Annotated in this window: 15 protein-coding genes; 6 read left to right on the forward strand and 9 right to left on the reverse strand. The window is 40.2% G+C overall.

Features of this window, described 5'->3' with window-relative positions; translation table 11 throughout:
* The first annotated feature begins 103 nt into the window (after positions 1 to 103).
* Positions 104 to 1,036: a family 2A encapsulin nanocompartment shell protein gene (locus H7R46_RS10500; RefSeq protein WP_001107594.1), complete on the forward strand. Its 933-nt coding sequence runs from the start codon at positions 104 to 106 to the stop codon at positions 1,034 to 1,036.
* A complete protein-coding gene (locus H7R46_RS10505; protein WP_005069850.1) occupies positions 1,011 to 2,972 on the forward strand; it encodes a family 2A encapsulin nanocompartment cargo protein cysteine desulfurase in 1,962 nt (653 codons plus the stop codon). Before H7R46_RS10500 ends, H7R46_RS10505 begins: the two co-directional genes overlap by 26 nt.
* A 643-nt stretch (positions 2,973 to 3,615) precedes the next feature.
* Here the strand turns inward: H7R46_RS10505 and H7R46_RS10510 are convergent.
* Positions 3,616 to 4,254, reverse strand: coding sequence for a LysE family translocator (locus H7R46_RS10510; protein ID WP_005069852.1), 639 nt, complete (start codon positions 4,252 to 4,254; stop codon positions 3,616 to 3,618).
* Between the two features lie 91 nt (positions 4,255 to 4,345).
* Here H7R46_RS10510 and H7R46_RS10515 point away from each other — a divergent pair, with 91 nt between their 5' ends.
* A complete protein-coding gene (locus H7R46_RS10515) occupies positions 4,346 to 5,281 on the forward strand; it encodes a LysR family transcriptional regulator (protein WP_005069855.1) in 936 nt (311 codons plus the stop codon).
* A gap of 76 nt (positions 5,282 to 5,357) precedes the next feature.
* A complete protein-coding gene (locus H7R46_RS10520) occupies positions 5,358 to 5,477 on the forward strand; it encodes a hypothetical protein (protein ID WP_002114211.1) in 120 nt (39 codons plus the stop codon).
* A 50-nt stretch (positions 5,478 to 5,527) separates the two neighbouring features.
* On the opposite strand, the gene H7R46_RS10525 is transcribed toward H7R46_RS10520, so the two are convergent.
* From H7R46_RS10525 to H7R46_RS10545, 5 genes are all read right to left on the reverse strand, one after another.
* A complete protein-coding gene (locus H7R46_RS10525; protein ID WP_000209980.1) occupies positions 5,528 to 6,394 on the reverse strand; it encodes a cysteine ABC transporter substrate-binding protein in 867 nt (288 codons plus the stop codon).
* An 82-nt stretch (positions 6,395 to 6,476) separates the two neighbouring features.
* Positions 6,477 to 7,337: a transporter substrate-binding domain-containing protein gene (locus H7R46_RS10530; protein WP_000476783.1), complete on the reverse strand. Its 861-nt coding sequence runs from the start codon at positions 7,335 to 7,337 to the stop codon at positions 6,477 to 6,479.
* Between the two features lie 30 nt (positions 7,338 to 7,367).
* The gene (locus H7R46_RS10535) at positions 7,368 to 8,099 is read right to left on the reverse strand and encodes an amino acid ABC transporter ATP-binding protein (protein ID WP_001130361.1); all 732 of its coding nucleotides are present in this window, start codon (positions 8,097 to 8,099) and stop codon (positions 7,368 to 7,370) included.
* A gap of 2 nt (positions 8,100 to 8,101) precedes the next feature.
* Complete coding sequence (locus tag H7R46_RS10540; RefSeq protein ID WP_005069858.1) at positions 8,102 to 8,767, reverse strand: amino acid ABC transporter permease; 666 nt, start codon at positions 8,765 to 8,767, stop codon at positions 8,102 to 8,104.
* Positions 8,757 to 9,416 carry an amino acid ABC transporter permease gene (locus tag H7R46_RS10545; protein ID WP_005069861.1) on the reverse strand — a complete coding sequence of 220 codons (660 nt, stop codon included), beginning with the start codon at positions 9,414 to 9,416 and terminating at the stop codon, positions 8,757 to 8,759. Before H7R46_RS10545 ends, H7R46_RS10540 begins: the two co-directional genes overlap by 11 nt.
* A 64-nt stretch (positions 9,417 to 9,480) precedes the next feature.
* Here H7R46_RS10545 and H7R46_RS10550 point away from each other — a divergent pair, with 64 nt between their 5' ends.
* A complete protein-coding gene (locus H7R46_RS10550; protein ID WP_079748338.1) occupies positions 9,481 to 9,594 on the forward strand; it encodes a hypothetical protein in 114 nt (37 codons plus the stop codon).
* A 106-nt stretch (positions 9,595 to 9,700) separates the two neighbouring features.
* Here the strand turns inward: H7R46_RS10550 and H7R46_RS10555 are convergent, their stop codons facing one another.
* The 3 genes from H7R46_RS10555 to H7R46_RS10565 form a co-directional block, all read right to left on the reverse strand.
* A complete protein-coding gene (locus tag H7R46_RS10555; protein WP_005069864.1) occupies positions 9,701 to 9,985 on the reverse strand; it encodes a GNAT family N-acetyltransferase in 285 nt (94 codons plus the stop codon).
* Between the two features lie 142 nt (positions 9,986 to 10,127).
* The gene (locus H7R46_RS10560; RefSeq protein WP_005069867.1) at positions 10,128 to 11,087 is read right to left on the reverse strand and encodes a response regulator transcription factor; all 960 of its coding nucleotides are present in this window, start codon (positions 11,085 to 11,087) and stop codon (positions 10,128 to 10,130) included.
* Positions 11,084 to 14,548 (reverse strand): ATP-binding protein, encoded by a 3,465-nt coding sequence (locus tag H7R46_RS10565; RefSeq protein WP_025469833.1) that lies wholly within the window; start codon positions 14,546 to 14,548, stop codon positions 11,084 to 11,086. Before H7R46_RS10565 ends, H7R46_RS10560 begins: the two co-directional genes overlap by 4 nt.
* A 195-nt stretch (positions 14,549 to 14,743) precedes the next feature.
* Between H7R46_RS10565 and H7R46_RS10570 the strand changes: the two genes are divergently transcribed.
* The gene (locus tag H7R46_RS10570; protein WP_002114289.1) at positions 14,744 to 16,360 is read left to right on the forward strand and encodes a purine-cytosine permease family protein; all 1,617 of its coding nucleotides are present in this window, start codon (positions 14,744 to 14,746) and stop codon (positions 16,358 to 16,360) included.
* Positions 16,361 to 16,406: the final 46 nt, after the last annotated feature.

A 16,406-nucleotide genomic window follows, 5' to 3' on the forward strand; every position in this document is an offset into this window, starting at 1 on the left:
ATTTATAACGCTATTTTAATTTTAAAACCAGAACTAATTCTAGTTTATATGCATCCTAGAATTTTTATTTTCAAAAAGCCAATGTAATAAGGAAAAATGATTCATGGCGAAAAATACTGACAAAGCCCAACTTGCGCTGGGGGACCACGCAGCCCGTCAACTGGCCAATGCAACAAAAACAGCTCCCCAACTTTCTACAATTACTCCCCGATGGCTGACTCATTTACTGCAATGGATTCCTGTTGAAGCAGGTATCTATCGCCTAAACCGTGTCAATAATACCGATGATATTCAAGTGGCTTGCACACAACGTGATGAAGCAACTTTGCCACAAACTTTTGTCGATTATGATCCAGAGCCACGTGAATACTTTTTAAACGGTGTATCTACTGTTTTAGATGTACATACACGTGTTGCTGACCTTTACAGCAGCCCACACGACCAAATTAAAGAACAGCTCCGTTTAACGATTGAAACCATTAAAGAACGTCAAGAAAGTGAGCTTATCAATAACCCTGAATATGGTTTACTGGCAAGTGTGACAGATGACCAACGTATTTCGACTTTAAATGGCCCACCGACGCCAGATGATCTTGATGATTTGCTACGTAAAGTCTGGAAAGAACCGGGATTTTTCCTAGCACACCCTGATGCGATTGCAGCATTTGGACGTGAATGTACACGCCGTGGTGTACCGCCTCCAACGGTTAGTCTGTTCGGTTCGCAGTTCATTACATGGCGCGGAATTCCACTTATTCCATCAAATAAAATTCCTGTAGAAGATGGCAAAACTAAAATCTTGCTGCTTCGTGTTGGTGAAAAGCGTCAAGGAATTGTTGGTTTGTTCCAACCGGGTCTTGCTGGTGAACAGTCACCAGGGCTTTCAGTACGTTTTATGGGCATTAACCGTAACGCAATTGCGTCATATCTAATCTCGTTATATTGCTCACTTGCAGTATTAACAGACGATGCTTTAGCAGTGTTAGATGATGTGGAGGTGGACAAATATCATGACTACCCAGTTAACTACAAGTAATCTGCAAGGTAGTTCAACGGGGCCTAAAGTGACTGGTGTTAACCCACCAGCCAACTTCCCTGATGAGTCCACCATTGCTCGACTTGCTAATGAGTTTTTTTCAGCAGTGCCAAGCTCAAGCAGTTCAGCTTCTCCATCGGGCCTTAACTTGGACTTACCAGTCGGAGCGCCACCGCATCCACCACAACCGGGTGAACCATTTTCTGCACTCAGTGGTCGTGCGCCCAATATCGCCTTTCAGAAAAGTCTCAATCCGGAATATCCTGAGCATATTCCAAATTTGCCAGACTACCCTGAACGCCGAATTGTAGCGTCTGCGCCTGTGGTTGGTGGAGCTAATTTGCCACGCCCACCATTTGAACCATATTTGCCACAAGCTGCTCATAGTGAACCCAATGTGCCACGCATTGAACCAAACTTACCCACTGGTGCAGGTGAATCACCTTATTATTTTTTAAATGATTTTTCTGCTCCCAATACAGCAGAACCGTCTGTTAAAGGTGTTGAAGATAATTATTCGGTTGCACAATCTTTTCAGTTACCACATGGTGATCAGCTGAAATCATTGCTGACAGAAGATCGTTTTGCAACGAACACGCCTCCCCAAAGTTCGGCAAGCTCTGCATTTTATTTTTTAGACTTGCCTCAAACTGGACAAAGTTATAGTCACTATCAACCATCGCAACCCACTTTTGTAGCAAGCAGTGCTCAACCACTCGATGTACATGCCATACGTCGCGATTTCCCAGTTTTACAGGAACGCGTCAATGGTCGCCCTCTAGTTTGGTTGGATAATGCTGCGACCACACAAAAACCGCAGCGTGTGATTGACCGGATTGCTTATTTTTATCAGCATGAAAACTCAAATATTCACCGTGCTGCCCATGAGTTAGCGGCTCGTGCAACCGATGCCTATGAGCATGCAAGAAATGTAGTTGCCCGATTCATTGGTGCACCCTCTTCTAAAGAAATTATCTTTGTTCGAGGAACAACCGAAGGCATTAACCTGATTGCAAAAACATGGGGTGAGCAAAATATTGGTGAAGGTGATGAAATTATCGTTTCTCACTTAGAACACCATGCCAATATTGTGCCTTGGTATCAACTCACTAAAAAAACTGGAGCAAAATTAAGAGTCATTCCTGTGGATGACACAGGCCAGATTATTTTAGAAGAGTTGCCAAAACTGATTAATGAACGCACTAAACTGCTGTCGATTACTCAAGTTTCGAATGCTTTAGGAACAGTCACACCTGTTGCTGAAGTCATTAAAATTGCGCATGCCAAAGGTGTACGTGTTTTAGTTGATGGCGCGCAATCTGTTTCGCACATCCCTACTAATGTACAAGCTCTTGATGCAGACTTTTTTGTATTTTCTGGACATAAAGTGTTTGGGCCAACGGGTATTGGTGTGGTCTATGCAAAACCAGAGTTGCTAGAAAGCATGCCTGTTTGGGAAGGCGGCGGTAACATGATTCAAGATGTGACCTTCGAACAAGTAGTTTACCAACCTGCACCCAACAAGTTTGAAGCTGGAACTGGAAATATTGCCGATGCTGTTGGCTTAGGTGCTGCACTTGAATATGTAGAAAGTCTAGGTATTCATAACATTGCTCGCTATGAACATGATCTACTCGAATATGGTCAAAATGCGCTGAGTAGTGTGTCAGGTTTACGCCTGATCGGAACCGCACATCACAAAGCCAGTGTGATGTCCTTTACCTTACAAGGTTATTCAACTGAACAAGTCGGTAAAGCTTTAAATCAACATGGTATTGCCGTACGTTCTGGGCACCATTGTGCACAACCAATTTTACGTCGTTTTGGTGTAGAACAGACCGTGCGTCCGTCTTTGGCTTTTTATAATACGACGGAAGAAATTGATTTATTGGTTTCGGTGTTACATCAACTCACGCGTAATCGACGTACGAGTTAAATTTATTAAAAAAGACTGCTTTCGAGCGGTCTTTTTTTATAATTAATTTGCCATCATTAAAATTCAATTTTTCAATGAGGAAACTATTAAAACTCAAATAGTCCTAGCACCACATTTACTCGAGCAAAAGTCGTCTGCAACCTGCGTAGCATCAAAAAGATTCTTTTTCTGTGAAACACTAGTTAAATGAAATAAGTCGACAGGTTTTGCAGATGACAATGCTTTTGCTCTTACGAAGCTTTAGACGCTTCTCAGAGCGAAACCAAAGTAAGTCCAGCCGAAGGCGACTGAAGAAATTAAAACTTTAAGCGATAATACTCTGTCGTGCTATGCAATAGTTCGCAGATGACTTTAGGTTGAGCTAAAAATTATTAGTGGTTATCACGGCGAAGTCTTACCGTTTTGCCTCCAAAGAAAGTAGCTAATTCTGTTACTTTTTTTTAAAAGTAACCAAAAACTTTCTCATCCACAGAACCTGTTCTCTGTTTTCATTTTTCAAAAAATATTGCAAATACATTATCTTTATAAATTATGGGCAGGCTGTGGATGAAATTTAGCACGAGTGAATATAGGTATGAACGCCTTGAACACTATAAGCAATCTAAAATCGTACTTCTGTACCCCCATTAAATACTCACGGCAATTAAACAAACAATCCCCAAATCAATCTCAATGCAATTCCAATCAATAACACTCCCATCACCCGCTCAAAATAAACTCCAAATTCTAAAAACCGTTTACGTACAATAGGCTGTGCAAACAGTACACTCACCACCATAAACCAAATGGCATTAACCATACACATCCACACACCATAAAAAACCTGAACTTTCATTGGTGTGGTTGTACTTACAATCGTTGTAAAAATTGCCAGAAAAAAGATAGTGGCTTTTGGGTTTAATGCATTGGTAAGAAAACCCATAGTAAAAGCTTTAAATAAACTTGGCGTATCACCGTTTGCTTGGCCATTAATTTCAATATTAGTATTCGGCTGGCTACGTAAACACTGCCATCCTAAATAAATCAAATAAGCTGCCCCTGCTGTTCTGATCAGTGACATGAGCCATTCACTTTGCTGAATCAAAAAGCCAATACCAACAAGTGTATAAAACACATGCACTGAAATCCCTACACCAATACCAATTGCGGTTAGACATCCAATTAAGTAGCCATAACGTACACTTTGTCTTACCGTAATCACAAAATCTGGTCCCGGTAAAATCACCGCCATAAAGTGAATAAGAGCTAGCGTTAAAAACTCATGTCCATACAACTGCCACATAATAATTTAGTTTCCTGAAAATCACCTAAAAGATTGTATTGCGATTTTTTAAACGCGATAATCCAATCAAAATCCAAATAACTTTTGTCTCATGAGCACAAATCAAAGTCTGGTTCTATTAAATGAAATGGCGACTTTCGTTAAGGTTGTCGAGTCGGAAAGTTTTTCTGAAACTGCCCGCCAGCTTGGTACAACACCTTCTGCTGTTAGTCGTGCGATTGCTCGTTTAGAGCGTGCTTTAGGCACCCGCTTACTCTATCGGACCACACGGAAACTTCGTTTAAGTGAAAGTGGACAACAGGTCTATCAACGCTGTTTAGATATGGTGAATGCGGCACAAGCAGTCATGGAAAGTTCGGGTCAATTTCATGTTGAGCCAGAAGGTATTATTCGTATGAGTGTTCCGAAAGCGGTGGGACATTTTATGATTCATCCGCATTTACCCGAATTTTTAGAACGCTACCCGAAAATTGATATTCAAATGCTTTTAGAAGATCGCTATGTAGATCTCATTGATGATGGAGTCGATTTAGCACTTCGAATTACAGAGCAACCACCGGGCGGCCTTATGGGTCGAAAACTCATTGATATTGATCACTTGGTTTGCGCTACGCCTGAGTATTTGGCCAAGCATGGCATACCGAGCCACCCTCATGATTTAAAGCAGCATGAATGTATTTACTTAGGTGAACAAGCCAGTGACTCAAAATGGAAATTTCAGCAAGGAAACAAATCGATCAGTGTGGCTGTGCGTGGGCGTTATGCAGCAAACCATACAGGTGTGCGTTTGAGTGCGGCATTACAGCATTTAGGTATTGCGAGCTTACCTTACTTCGTTGCACGCCATGCTCTACAACAAGGTACCTTAGTTCAGGTTTTACCAGATTGGTATTTTAAGACATATTATAGTGGTGGGCTGTGGTTACTTTACCCACCGACACGGCATGTCCCGCCTAAATTGAGTGTGTTGATTCAATATTTGGCAGATAAATTAGCAGCAGAGCCGACTTTGTTTAAGTTAAATTAATATAAATTCAAGGAATTAACACGATGGAATGCTATCTTTGAATCTCTAAAGCAATCAGCTAATTCTGTTACTTTTTTTGAAAAAAGTAACCAAAAAACTTTCTCATCTACAGAACCTGACCACTGTTTACATATATAAAAAATATTGCAAAAACATTATCTTTATAAATTATGGGCAGGCTGTAGATGAATCTTAGCTCGAGTAAATACTATCTAGAGTCCTGATCATTAGAGGCTATGAGTACAACTATTCAACCAATAAATCTTTTGGATTAATCGTATCGCCATAGACTGGTTTTAACGTTTTTTCATAAGCCTGATGAATCACACCTTCTTTTGCCAGTTTCTCTAAGTCTTGGTTCAACCAGTCCAGTAACTCTTTATCGCCTTTTTTCACTGCTGGTGCAATTAAGTCCTGCTCACCTAAATTAGTAATGCCAACAGTGTAATTTGGATTTTCTTTGGCCCAAGCTAAAACCAGCAAGTTATCATGTGCAAGCGCAGCACCACGACCATCTTTTAAAGCATCAAAAGTTTCAGTGTTTTGCTCATACTTTTGTAGTTTAATCTCAGGATGAGTCTTGGTGAAGAATGAATCAGCCGTTGTACCTTTGTTTACCAGCAAGGTTTTATCTTTAAGTTGAGCCACATCGGTAATTGGATGACTTTTAGGAGAAACCACACCGAGCGCCACTTTTAGGTAAGGCTTAGCAAAATCGACCACCTCTTTACGTTCTGGGGTAACAGTAAAGTTTGCAAAAATAATATCTACTTTATTGGCTTTTAAATATTCGACACGGTTAGCTGCTTCAGTTAAAACGAACTCAACTTTGTTTTCATCACCGAGTAGATCTTTAGCGACATGCTTGGCAATCTCTACATCAAAGCCTTGGTTTTTACCTTGAGCATCTAAATATCCAAACGGCGGTTTATCACTAAATACGCCAATTCGTACCACACCATTCTTTTTGATCTGTTCAATACTTGACGTAGTTTGTGTGGTATCGGCCGATTTTTCAGTAGACTGAGTTCCTTTATCACATGCAACCAAACCCAAACTCAGTAAAGATGCAGCCAAAATATGCTTCACGTTTTGAAATGTTAATGTTGTCATTATTTCACCCTATCGTTCTTGTAAAAGTCTTATTTAGAATCACAGCGCCTACTTTTAGGCACTGCTCTAGCGATATCGAAAATTATTGGCCTACGTCTAAAAACACATTCGGATTAACCGAGTCACCGTAAATTGGTTTCAAGGTTTCATCATAAATTTTCTTAATTTCACCGCTTGTTCTGAGCTGCTTGATTTCAGTATTGAGCCAATTCAATAGTTGGGTATTGCCCTTTTTAACTGCCGGTGCAATAAACTCTTGATCACCAATAGACTGAATACCCGCAACATAACTTGGGTTCTTCGCGGCCCATGCCAAAGCATACGTACTATCTTGTGAAATTGCGTCACCACGACCGTCGGTTAAAGCTTTGAAGGCATCCGAGTTTCTTTCAAACTTGAGTAAATTCACTTTCGGATAATGCTTGGTAAAGTAAGTATCCGAACTTGTGCCTTTATTTACGATTAAGGTTTTACCTTCTAATTGGGCAATGTCCGTAATCGGCTTGGCTTTAGGCGAGACAATCCCAAAAGCCCCTTTTAAATAAGGCTCGGCAAAATCGACAACCTCTTTTCGTTCAGGGGTTACTGTAAATGTCGCGAACACCACATCGGCACGATTTGATTTTAAAAACTCCACCCGATTTGAAGCTTCAGTCACAATAAACTCAACTTTCTTTTCATCACCAAGCAAATCTTTAGTCACTCGTTTTGCTAAAGCCACATCAAAGCCCTGATTATTACCCGCACTATCTACAAAACCAAACGGCGGATCATCGGCAAAAACGGCAACTCTTAGAACTCCATTTTTTTTGACTTGTTCTAAAGAATGGTCTGCTTGAGCATTACTTGCCTGTTCAGTTGATGGCGTTTTACTACATGCAGTTAACAACACCCCAGCAACGGCAAGACTGCTTAATATTTTTATTGAATTACGTTTAAACATTCACTTCCTCATGATTCAAATAATAAAAATTTAGTACGACAAAATATTTAAGAAAGCTTTCGCTCGTTCTGTTTTTGGCTGTTCAAAAAATTCTTCTGGTGAAGCCTGTTCAATAATCTTGCCCTTATCCATAAAAATGATGCGGTCAGCAACCTTACGGGCAAAGGACATCTCATGTGTCACAATCAACATGGTCATTCCTTCATTCGCCAATTTGAGTACTACATCAAGCACTTCTCTAACCATTTCTGGGTCAAGCGCAGCAGTGATTTCATCAAGCAAGATGACTTTAGGTTGCATGACCAGTGAACGAACAATAGCGATACGTTGTTTTTGTCCACCTGAAAGTTGGCGTGGATAATCGAGCTTTCGCTCATATAGCCCGACTCGCTTTAGCAATTCATCTGCTACTTGTTCAGCTTCATCACGGTGACGTTTTTGTACTTTGAGTGGTCCGAGCAAGATGTTGTCAATGACATTCATGTGCCCAAATAGCTCATAGTTCTGAAAAACCATGCCAATTTTTTGACGAGCGTTAGTCCAGTCCACATCTTTACCGAGTACACCTGAGCCAGTTAAACGAATTTCACCACCCTGAATCGGTTCTAAGCCGTTAATACAGCGCAATAAGGTACTTTTCCCACAGCCCGATGGACCTAAAATAACAACCACTTCTCCTTGTTCTACATCCAGATCAATGCCCTGTAAAATATGACTTTGTGCAAATGATTTCTGTAATTGTTGTATCGATAACAAAGGCATAATTACTCCCAGACCTTTTCTAAATGTGCCGCCAAACGAGATAAGGGATAGCAAATCAGAAAATACAAAATAAAAATAAAGCCATAAATCCAAAGAGAAGCGCTCGGCACGGTCAACAGCGAATTTTCAATAATTTGCTGGCCAACTTTAATGACCTCAACCACACCAATCAGGACTGCCAAAGAGCTGGTTTTCACCATTCGGGTAAATAAGTTAATCGCGCCTGGTGTTACTCGTTTTAGACTTTGCGGAAAAATGACATAGATCAAAGCTTGAACATGAGTTAGTCCGAGCGCATAGGCCGAATCGCGTTGATGTTGGTCAATTGAAGTAATGGCTGCACGAACCAAATCGCCCATTTCTGCTGTACCCCATAAAACAAACACAACAATGCAGACCCACATTGCGGAAAACTGCCAGTTAAACCATGTCGCAAAGCCGAAATAAAACACAAACAGCAAAACTAAAATTGGAATGATTCGGATCGCTTCTAAATACAGACGGCACATCGCTTTAACGACTATGTTCTTAGAAGTCATAATGACGCCGAAAACTGTGCCGAAAATTGCAGAGAAAAACACTGAAATAAATGCAATTTTTGCAGTGGCCCAAAGTCCCCACATTAAACGTTCGAGGTGACTCGCTTGAAATAGATAATCAAGCTCCATGGCTCACCTTCCGACTTCTGTGCTCCAGATAACTAGTTAAAATAGACACGGGCAATAAAATAATCAGATAAGCCATGATGAGTAAGAACAAAGCTTCTGTGGTTTTATAGTCCATGCCAATTAAGTCTTTGGTAACAAAAAGCAGTTCAACGACAGCAATTGCACTGACCACAGAACTTTCTTTAATTAGAAATAGGCAATTTGCCCCTATTGCCGGAATTGAAATAGCCAGTGCTTGAGGAAAAATGACATATCTAAAAATTTGAGTCGGTTGCAAACCAATACTTTTTGCAGAATCAATCTGCCCTTTTGCAACAGATTGCAAACCTGCTCGGAAAGCTTCAGCCATATAGCTTCCACCTAAAAAGGTCAGTCCGATCACACCACAAGCAAAACCATCAATTTTGATACCCAGCTTTGGCAAACCGTAATACAAAAAGAACAGTTGAATTAGTAAAGGGGTATTTCGAGATAACTCAATATAGAACTGGGCAATTCTATTTAGCACCCGCACGCGATATGTGATTAAAATGCTGCAAATTAGCCCTACAATAATTGCCAAAAAAATGCTGATAATTGAAATTTTCAGCGTGGTCAAAGTTGCAGAGAAAAATTGCGGCAACACACTATGGATATACTGCCAGTTCAAGGAAAATTCCAAAAAATAATATTAAAACGTTATAAATATTTAGCTTTCGTCAGCTATTAAATATTTGTGCAACGAGTTTATTTTTTTCCCAATTGGTCTAAAACTATTTTTATTAGATAAGCTTTTCTATAAGTTTGATAAATTCGATCTGGCAATCGAAAACCTTCGAATCAATTGAATACAACCGCTCAAAACATATTCACTAAAACAAAGATGAATAATAAAACCAATAAAAAATCGGACACCAACGCCCGATTTTTATTAAATAATTTTTAATCTACTGCTTATTTTCTAAGTACATCGCCAATGCTTGGGTCTTTATCAAAAACCGATTTAGCATATGGGCAAAGCGGAATTACTTTTACGTCTTTTTCACGAACAAAAGCCACCAAAGCATCCAGTAATTGGCGACCTACGCCTTGTCCCCGATAATTTTCATTTACATCTGTAGCGTCAATAATCAGCATGCCTTCGCCTGCCCATGTATAAGTCATTTCACCCGCAACGGTTTCACCATCAAGTAAGCTAAAGCTGCCGTGTTTTGCATCATCTTTTTGTTGAATATTCACAATGAATTCCTCGTATTATGGCTCAAATTTATTTAAAAATGACTTTATATATCTTTATCTATAAGAACAAATTTAAGTGTAAAAAAATAGACTATTTTTAGCAGTGAGTCTGTATGCTTTTTAAATACAATCGTCAATTAAATTAGTGAAACTCTTGCACCAAACTATTAATGTGCGCCACGGCAGCAGTTCGATTTTCAACGCAAAGTTTTTCAAAAATATGTTCTAAATGCTTGTTCACGGTCCGTGGGCTAAGCTCCAATATTTCTGCAATATCTTTATTGGTTTTCCCTAACAATAACCAGTGCATGACTTCTGCCTCACGTTGAGTCAACTGTGGGCAATATTTCAAAATATCAGCCATTTCCAAAGCCGGCGTAGAAGTCTTAATCTGTATCAGATAATTTTTTGCCACACTTTGCTCACTTTCCCACGGTGTAAGCAATAAAAGCTGTAATTGCTGAGATGGTGTCGAATAAGAACAGCTGGTTAATTTTTTGGGGTCTTTTTCTTGCTCTAAGTCTGAAAACCAAGCTTTTAAACCTGCCTCAAAACTCTCTAATTCGGGTAAATATTGATTCAGTAATTCACTGGCTTTTTGGGTTTTCCAAACAATTTTACCGTGAACGTCTAGCGCAAGAATGGCTGTTTCAGTTGCGTCAATCACCTGTTTTTGTTGTTGCAATAGTTTTGCATGTGCTAAATGTGTTTTTACCCTTGCTAATACTTCTTCAATATTCAAAGGCTTGGTTACATAGTCCACCCCACCGACCTGAAAACCTCGCACTATATGCTCTGTTTCCGACAAACCTGTCATAAAAATGACGGGAATAAACTGTGTAATTGGACTCGCTTTAAGTTGTATACAACTTTCAAAACCATCCATATGTGGCATATTGCCATCAAGCAAAATCATATCTGGTAAGCATCGGTGTGCTATTTCAATAGCACTCAATCCATCGGTTGTGACAAGCACGCGATAACCTGCCTGGTCCAGACTTTCATGTAGCAAGCCTAAATTTTCCGGTACATCATCCACAATCAGAATAACAGCCTGCTCGTTTGGCGAAGCTTGCTGAAAAGAAACATGTTGCGTACTCATTGCTTATCCTGAATTAATCGTTGCGCGTGTTTTAAATCAAACTTTTGAATAGCTTGTTCAAGCTGTTCCCATAACTCGTTATGCTCTGGAAAATTTTGACGGCATTGCGTTAAAGTCTGTTGAATTCCTCGAATATAACCCTGTCCAATTAAATCATTTAACTGTTGCAAGCTTTGCGGCAAATCGAGCAGATCATTATTTTCTGGTTGTTGAATTGGTGTATGAACAGCAGCTTGCTCTTGCTTATATATATTTAAATCGAGTACTTGAACTTCTTTATTTTCAAGGAGTGTCTCTGATTTGGAATCAATCCATACCAAGCCTAATTTGTCTCCAATTTTACTCAGCAACAAATTGAGGTCGATTGGTTTTAACATAAAGTCTTCACTTAAGACCGCATCTTGTGGATTGACTTCACGCTCACCTGCATTGGCGGAAATAATTAAGATCGGCACATTGGTAATATTATTCTGCCGCAATAATCGTGCTGTTTCCCACCCGCCCATCAAAGGCATATTTAAATCCATCAAAATCAGGTTCGGCTGAAAAATAGGTACACGTCTTAAACAGTCAATACCCGACTCGGCTTCTTCAATCATAAATCCCAAAGGTTTGAGAAAATTAGCGACTAAGCCTCGGTCCACAGCTTCATTATCGACAACCAAAATTCGTTTACGCTCGCCTTGATAACCCGTAATTTGGTTGGAGTAGACATTAGAAATTGGATGAACTACTTCTTTTGAAGGTAAGTAAAACTTAATCTTAAATTGTGAACCCTGATTGAGCTGACTAGTCACAGATAACTGGCCACCAAGTAAATCGACTAATAATTTTACAATGGGTAATCCGAGTCCTGTTCCGGTAAATCCGCCTTGAACCACATTACTGCCCCGTTCAAACGGATTAAAGATTCGCTCTAAATCTGCCTCGGCAATGCCGCAGCCTGTATCTCTAATTTCAAAATAAGCTGTTTGGAAACGGTACTCAACTTTCAAAGTAATTGTTCCGCTCGTCGTAAATTTTAAAGCATTGCCCAGCAAATTGATGAGTACTTGCTCTAAGCGTTTTTTATCGGTACGAACATAGTGCGGTAAGTTCTCTCCAATTTCATAAATAAACTGTAAATTCTTCTGTTCAAACTGTGGCTGAAACATTTGAATAATCTGTTCTATAAAATTTGGAAAATGCACATCCACCACATTTAAAGAAATTTTGCCTGTTTCAATTCGCGCTAAATCTAATAAACCGTCAATCAATGAAGTCAGATGTTGCCCACTACGGCTAATCACGCCGAGCGCCATTTTGCCTTGTTCTGAGAGCTGCTCTTGTTTTTGAAGCAATTGGCTATAGCCCAAAATACTATTTAGGGGTGTTCTTAATTCGTGGCTAATACCAATGACATAACGGCTTTTTGCATCATTTGCCCGTTCTGCTGAAATTCTGGCGTCTTGTAAGTCTTTTGAAGTGACTTCATGGGCAGCAATTTCATCAATCAATAATGCTGTTTGCTGGTGTGTTTCGATTTCAGCATTACGACGGCTTTCATCGTTTAATACGAGCCACCAAGCAGCAACACTCATCAATAGAAATAAAATGGTATAAATTTTGACAAATAGCATAAATAGCTGAGGAACGGCTGCCGCATTAATGGTTTCTAAATAGGTTTTTTCCTGGATATAAACCAGACTTAAACTCACTGCCAGAACAATAGACAGCCCTAAAGTCAGTAATAAATATAAACTGACCCGACTATTTAAACGGCTGGCCCAGCGTTCTGGTAGATAGTGCCAGATGGCTTTTTTAAGCTGTACCGACCAACGTGCATCGGGTTTACATAAATCGTGGCAGCGTGCTTCAAGTGAACAGCATAGAGAGCAAATCGTACCGTTATAGGCTGGGCAACCCGCCATATCAGCGAGTTCATAGTCCCTTTCACATACCACACAGGTAGCAACCGAAGTCGCCTGAATTTTTTCAGGCTGACGTGCAATGTAATATTTGCCTTTGGTTAGGTAAGCAATAACAGGAACGCATAACACAGCACTCCCCAGAGCAATAAAACTCGCCAAACCTTTTGCCATGAGTCCAAAAAAGCCCAAATAACTGAGCATCGATAACACTGAGGCAATCATTAAGGCACCCACTCCTACGGGGTTAATGTCATATAAATAAGCACGGCGAAATTCAATTCCTTTTGGGCTTAAACCTAAAGGTTTACAGATAATTAAATCGGCAACAACGGCACCAATCCATGCCAAAGCAATATTGCTATATAGCCCCAAAATGCGCTCAACTGCATGGCTAATGCCCATTTCCATCAAAACAATAGCAATAAAAACGTTAAAAAGAAGCCAGACAATTCGCCCCGGATGGCTATGAGTTAAGCGAGCAAAAAAGTTGGACCATGCCAATGAGCCAGCGTAGGCATTGGTCATATTAATTTTAATTTGCGCCAAGCAAACCAGTGCTAGAGTCAATATTAAAGCAAGCTGAGGGTTTGGAATAAACTGTTGATAAGCAACCCAATATAGATAAGTTGGATTGTCTAGTTCAGAGACAGGAATAAACAGCTGAAAAGCCAACACCATCAGCAGCATGCCCATCAAGACTTTTAGAAATCCAAAAATAATCCAAGATGGACCGCCTAAAAAAACAGCAAAACGCCATGCAGTTCTATTCTTTTCTTGTTGCGGTAAAAAACGTAAATAGTCGGCTTGCTCACCAATTTGGATCACAAATGAAAAAATAAGAGTGCACGCCGCACCAAAGTAATACAGATTAAAGTCAGTTGAGTTTGAAACTGCCCCAACAAAATGCAAGCTACTACTTAAAATTTGTGGTTGTTTCCATAGTACAAAAAACCACGGTAATAACAGCAATAAGAGCCAGATTGGTTGTGTGATCGCCTGAACTTTATTAATAAAACCAATGCCTTTGACTACTAAAGGCAAAATCACTAAGGCAGAAATTAAGTAACCAATAACTTGCGGAATGCCTAAAGCAAGCTCAAGTGCCATTGCCATAATTGCGGCTTCAAACGCAAGCAAAATAAAGGTAAAGCTGGCATAAATCAGAGACGTAATGGTCGAGCCAATATAGCCAAAACCTGCACCACGAGTAAGCAGATCAACATCTACATTATATTTTGCGGCGTAGTAACTAATCGGCCAACTGGTCAAAAATATGATGGTACATACGACAATTGCTGCCCATAACGCATTGCTAAAGCCATACTGCCAAAGCATGGTCGCCCCAATGGCTTCCATCGCTAAAAAGCTAACTGTCGAAATTGCGGTATTAGTTACCGTCCAAGGCGACCATTTTCGTACTGAGGTGGGTGCGTAGCGGAGCGCATAATCTTCGATACTTTCATCTGCCACCCAAATATTATATTCACGGCGTGTTTTGATCACACGTTGTGGCGCTTGTTGGGGACGAGAAGAATCTGGCATAACACTCATGTTTGGCATGTGGCTGCATTAAACCCAGCAATCCTTATGCCAAAAGTCATTTATCATGGCGATTTTTTCTAATACGCACATATACGCAAAATAACGTATTTTCAATTTTTCCCAAAAATCACACACTCAAAACCATCAAAAAACAATGATCAATATTTGTGTTGATTGACCGAAAATGATTGGGAGATTGATGTTATGAGTGTATCTGAACATCCAAATCTGGACACTGTGCAAGGTACAGATTCACAAAAAGCAGTGAATGAAACCTTAGAAGATTATACTTTACGTTATGCTCCACACAGCTTTCGGCGCTGGAGTCCCAAAGTTGTCGCTATTACTGCACTTGGTGGTATTGCCTATCTTGCTGACTTTTCTATTGGTGCCAGTATTGGTATGTCTTACGGAACAACTAATGCTGTTTTCTCCATTTTATTTGCAGCGATTATTATCTTCTTAACCGGCATTCCTTTAGCCTACTACGCAGCTCGCTATAACATCGACCTTGACTTGATTACTCGTGGCGCAGGTTTCGGTTATATCGGCTCAGTCCTGACCAGTATCATTTTCGCCAGTTTCACGTTTATTTTCTTTGCCCTTGAAGGTTCAATCATGGCGCAAGGGTTATTGCTCGGTTTAGGCATTCCGCTTTGGGCAGGTTACCTCATCTCAACAGTGATGGTCATTCCGCTGGTGATTTACGGCATGAAAGCCTTGAGTAAATTACAAGTTTGGACTACCCCGCTTTGGCTCGTTCTGATGATTGGTCCTGTGGCCTATCTGATTTATCAAGAACCAACATTAGTCAGCCAATTTGCAACTTTTACAGGTAACGAAGGTTTTGCAACCGTAGACATGGCCGCGATCATGTTAGGTGCTGGTATTTGTTTATCACTCATCATGCAAATTGGTGAGCAAATTGATTACTTACGTTTCATGCCTGCGAAAACAAAAGAAAATAGCAAAGCATGGTGGGCAGCCGTTATTTCAGCGGGTCCAGGTTGGGTGATTTTAGGGGCAATTAAACAAATTATTGGGGCATTTTTAGGTTTCTATTTACTCACTAAAATACCGGGCGTAAACAGCACCGAACCTGTTCAACAGTTTAATGCGGCGTTTCATGACATGCTTCCGGGCTGGGCTGCTTTAACACTTGCAGTGATTTTGGTGGTTATTTCTCAAATTAAAATTAATGTGACCAATGCTTACTCTGGTTCCCTTGCATGGACAAGTGCCTACACTCGTATTAGCAAACATTATCCGGGTCGTATTGTCTTTGTGATGGTGAACTTAGCAATTGCGCTTGCTTTGATGGAAGGCAATATGTTTGCGGTACTAGGTAAAATCTTAGGGTTCTATTCAAACTTTGCGATTGCTTGGGTTGTGGTTGTTGCAACAGACATTTCAATCAACAAATATGTGTTAAAACTTTCACCGAAAGAACCAGAATACCGTCGTGACATGCTATACAACGTAAACCCTGTCGGTATGGTTGCGTTCCTTGTATCAGCAGGCTTATCAATTGCAGCATTCTTCGGATTACTTGGTAGCTTCTTGGCACCTTACTCACCGCTTATCGCACTTGTACTTGCCTTTGTATTAACACCAATCATGGGCTTATTAACCAAAGGAAAATACTACATCAAGTCACATGATGACGGTATTAAAGAACCACGTTACGATGCTGAAGGTACACCAGTTGCAACGGTTTACCACTGCCGCGTATGTGAACAAGGTTACGAGCGCCCAGATATTATGTTCTCTCACAAACATAACGGTACGATCTGCTCTTTGTGTAAAACACTCGATGCTTAAATATTCTTAAAACTAAAAAAGAAGCTTTAAAGCTTCTTTTTTTATA

The organism is Acinetobacter sp. BEC1-S18-ESBL-01 (assembly GCF_014169935.1).
In the GTDB taxonomy this organism is placed as follows: Bacteria; Pseudomonadota; Gammaproteobacteria; order Pseudomonadales; family Moraxellaceae; genus Acinetobacter; species Acinetobacter pittii.

Bases quoted from the DNA above. Each gene is read 5' to 3' on its own strand.
- H7R46_RS10510 (WP_005069852.1), bottom strand. From the start codon at position 4,254: ATGTGGCAGTTGTATGGACATGAGTTTTTAACGCTAGCTCTTATTCAC.
- H7R46_RS10560 (WP_005069867.1), bottom strand. From the start codon at position 11,087: ATGAGTACGCAACATGTTTCTTTTCAGCAAGCTTCGCCAAACGAGCAG.
- H7R46_RS10570 (WP_002114289.1), top strand. From the start codon at position 14,744: ATGAGTGTATCTGAACATCCAAATCTGGACACTGTGCAAGGTACAGAT.
- H7R46_RS10525 (WP_000209980.1), bottom strand. From the start codon at position 6,394: ATGACAACATTAACATTTCAAAACGTGAAGCATATTTTGGCTGCATCT.
- H7R46_RS10500 (WP_001107594.1), top strand. From the start codon at position 104: ATGGCGAAAAATACTGACAAAGCCCAACTTGCGCTGGGGGACCACGCA.
- H7R46_RS10515 (WP_005069855.1), top strand. From the start codon at position 4,346: ATGAGCACAAATCAAAGTCTGGTTCTATTAAATGAAATGGCGACTTTC.
- H7R46_RS10540 (WP_005069858.1), bottom strand. From the start codon at position 8,767: ATGGAGCTTGATTATCTATTTCAAGCGAGTCACCTCGAACGTTTAATG.
- H7R46_RS10505 (WP_005069850.1), top strand. From the start codon at position 1,011: ATGACTACCCAGTTAACTACAAGTAATCTGCAAGGTAGTTCAACGGGG.
- H7R46_RS10530 (WP_000476783.1), bottom strand. From the start codon at position 7,337: ATGTTTAAACGTAATTCAATAAAAATATTAAGCAGTCTTGCCGTTGCT.
- H7R46_RS10565 (WP_025469833.1), bottom strand. From the start codon at position 14,548: ATGAGTGTTATGCCAGATTCTTCTCGTCCCCAACAAGCGCCACAACGT.
- H7R46_RS10535 (WP_001130361.1), bottom strand. From the start codon at position 8,099: ATGCCTTTGTTATCGATACAACAATTACAGAAATCATTTGCACAAAGT.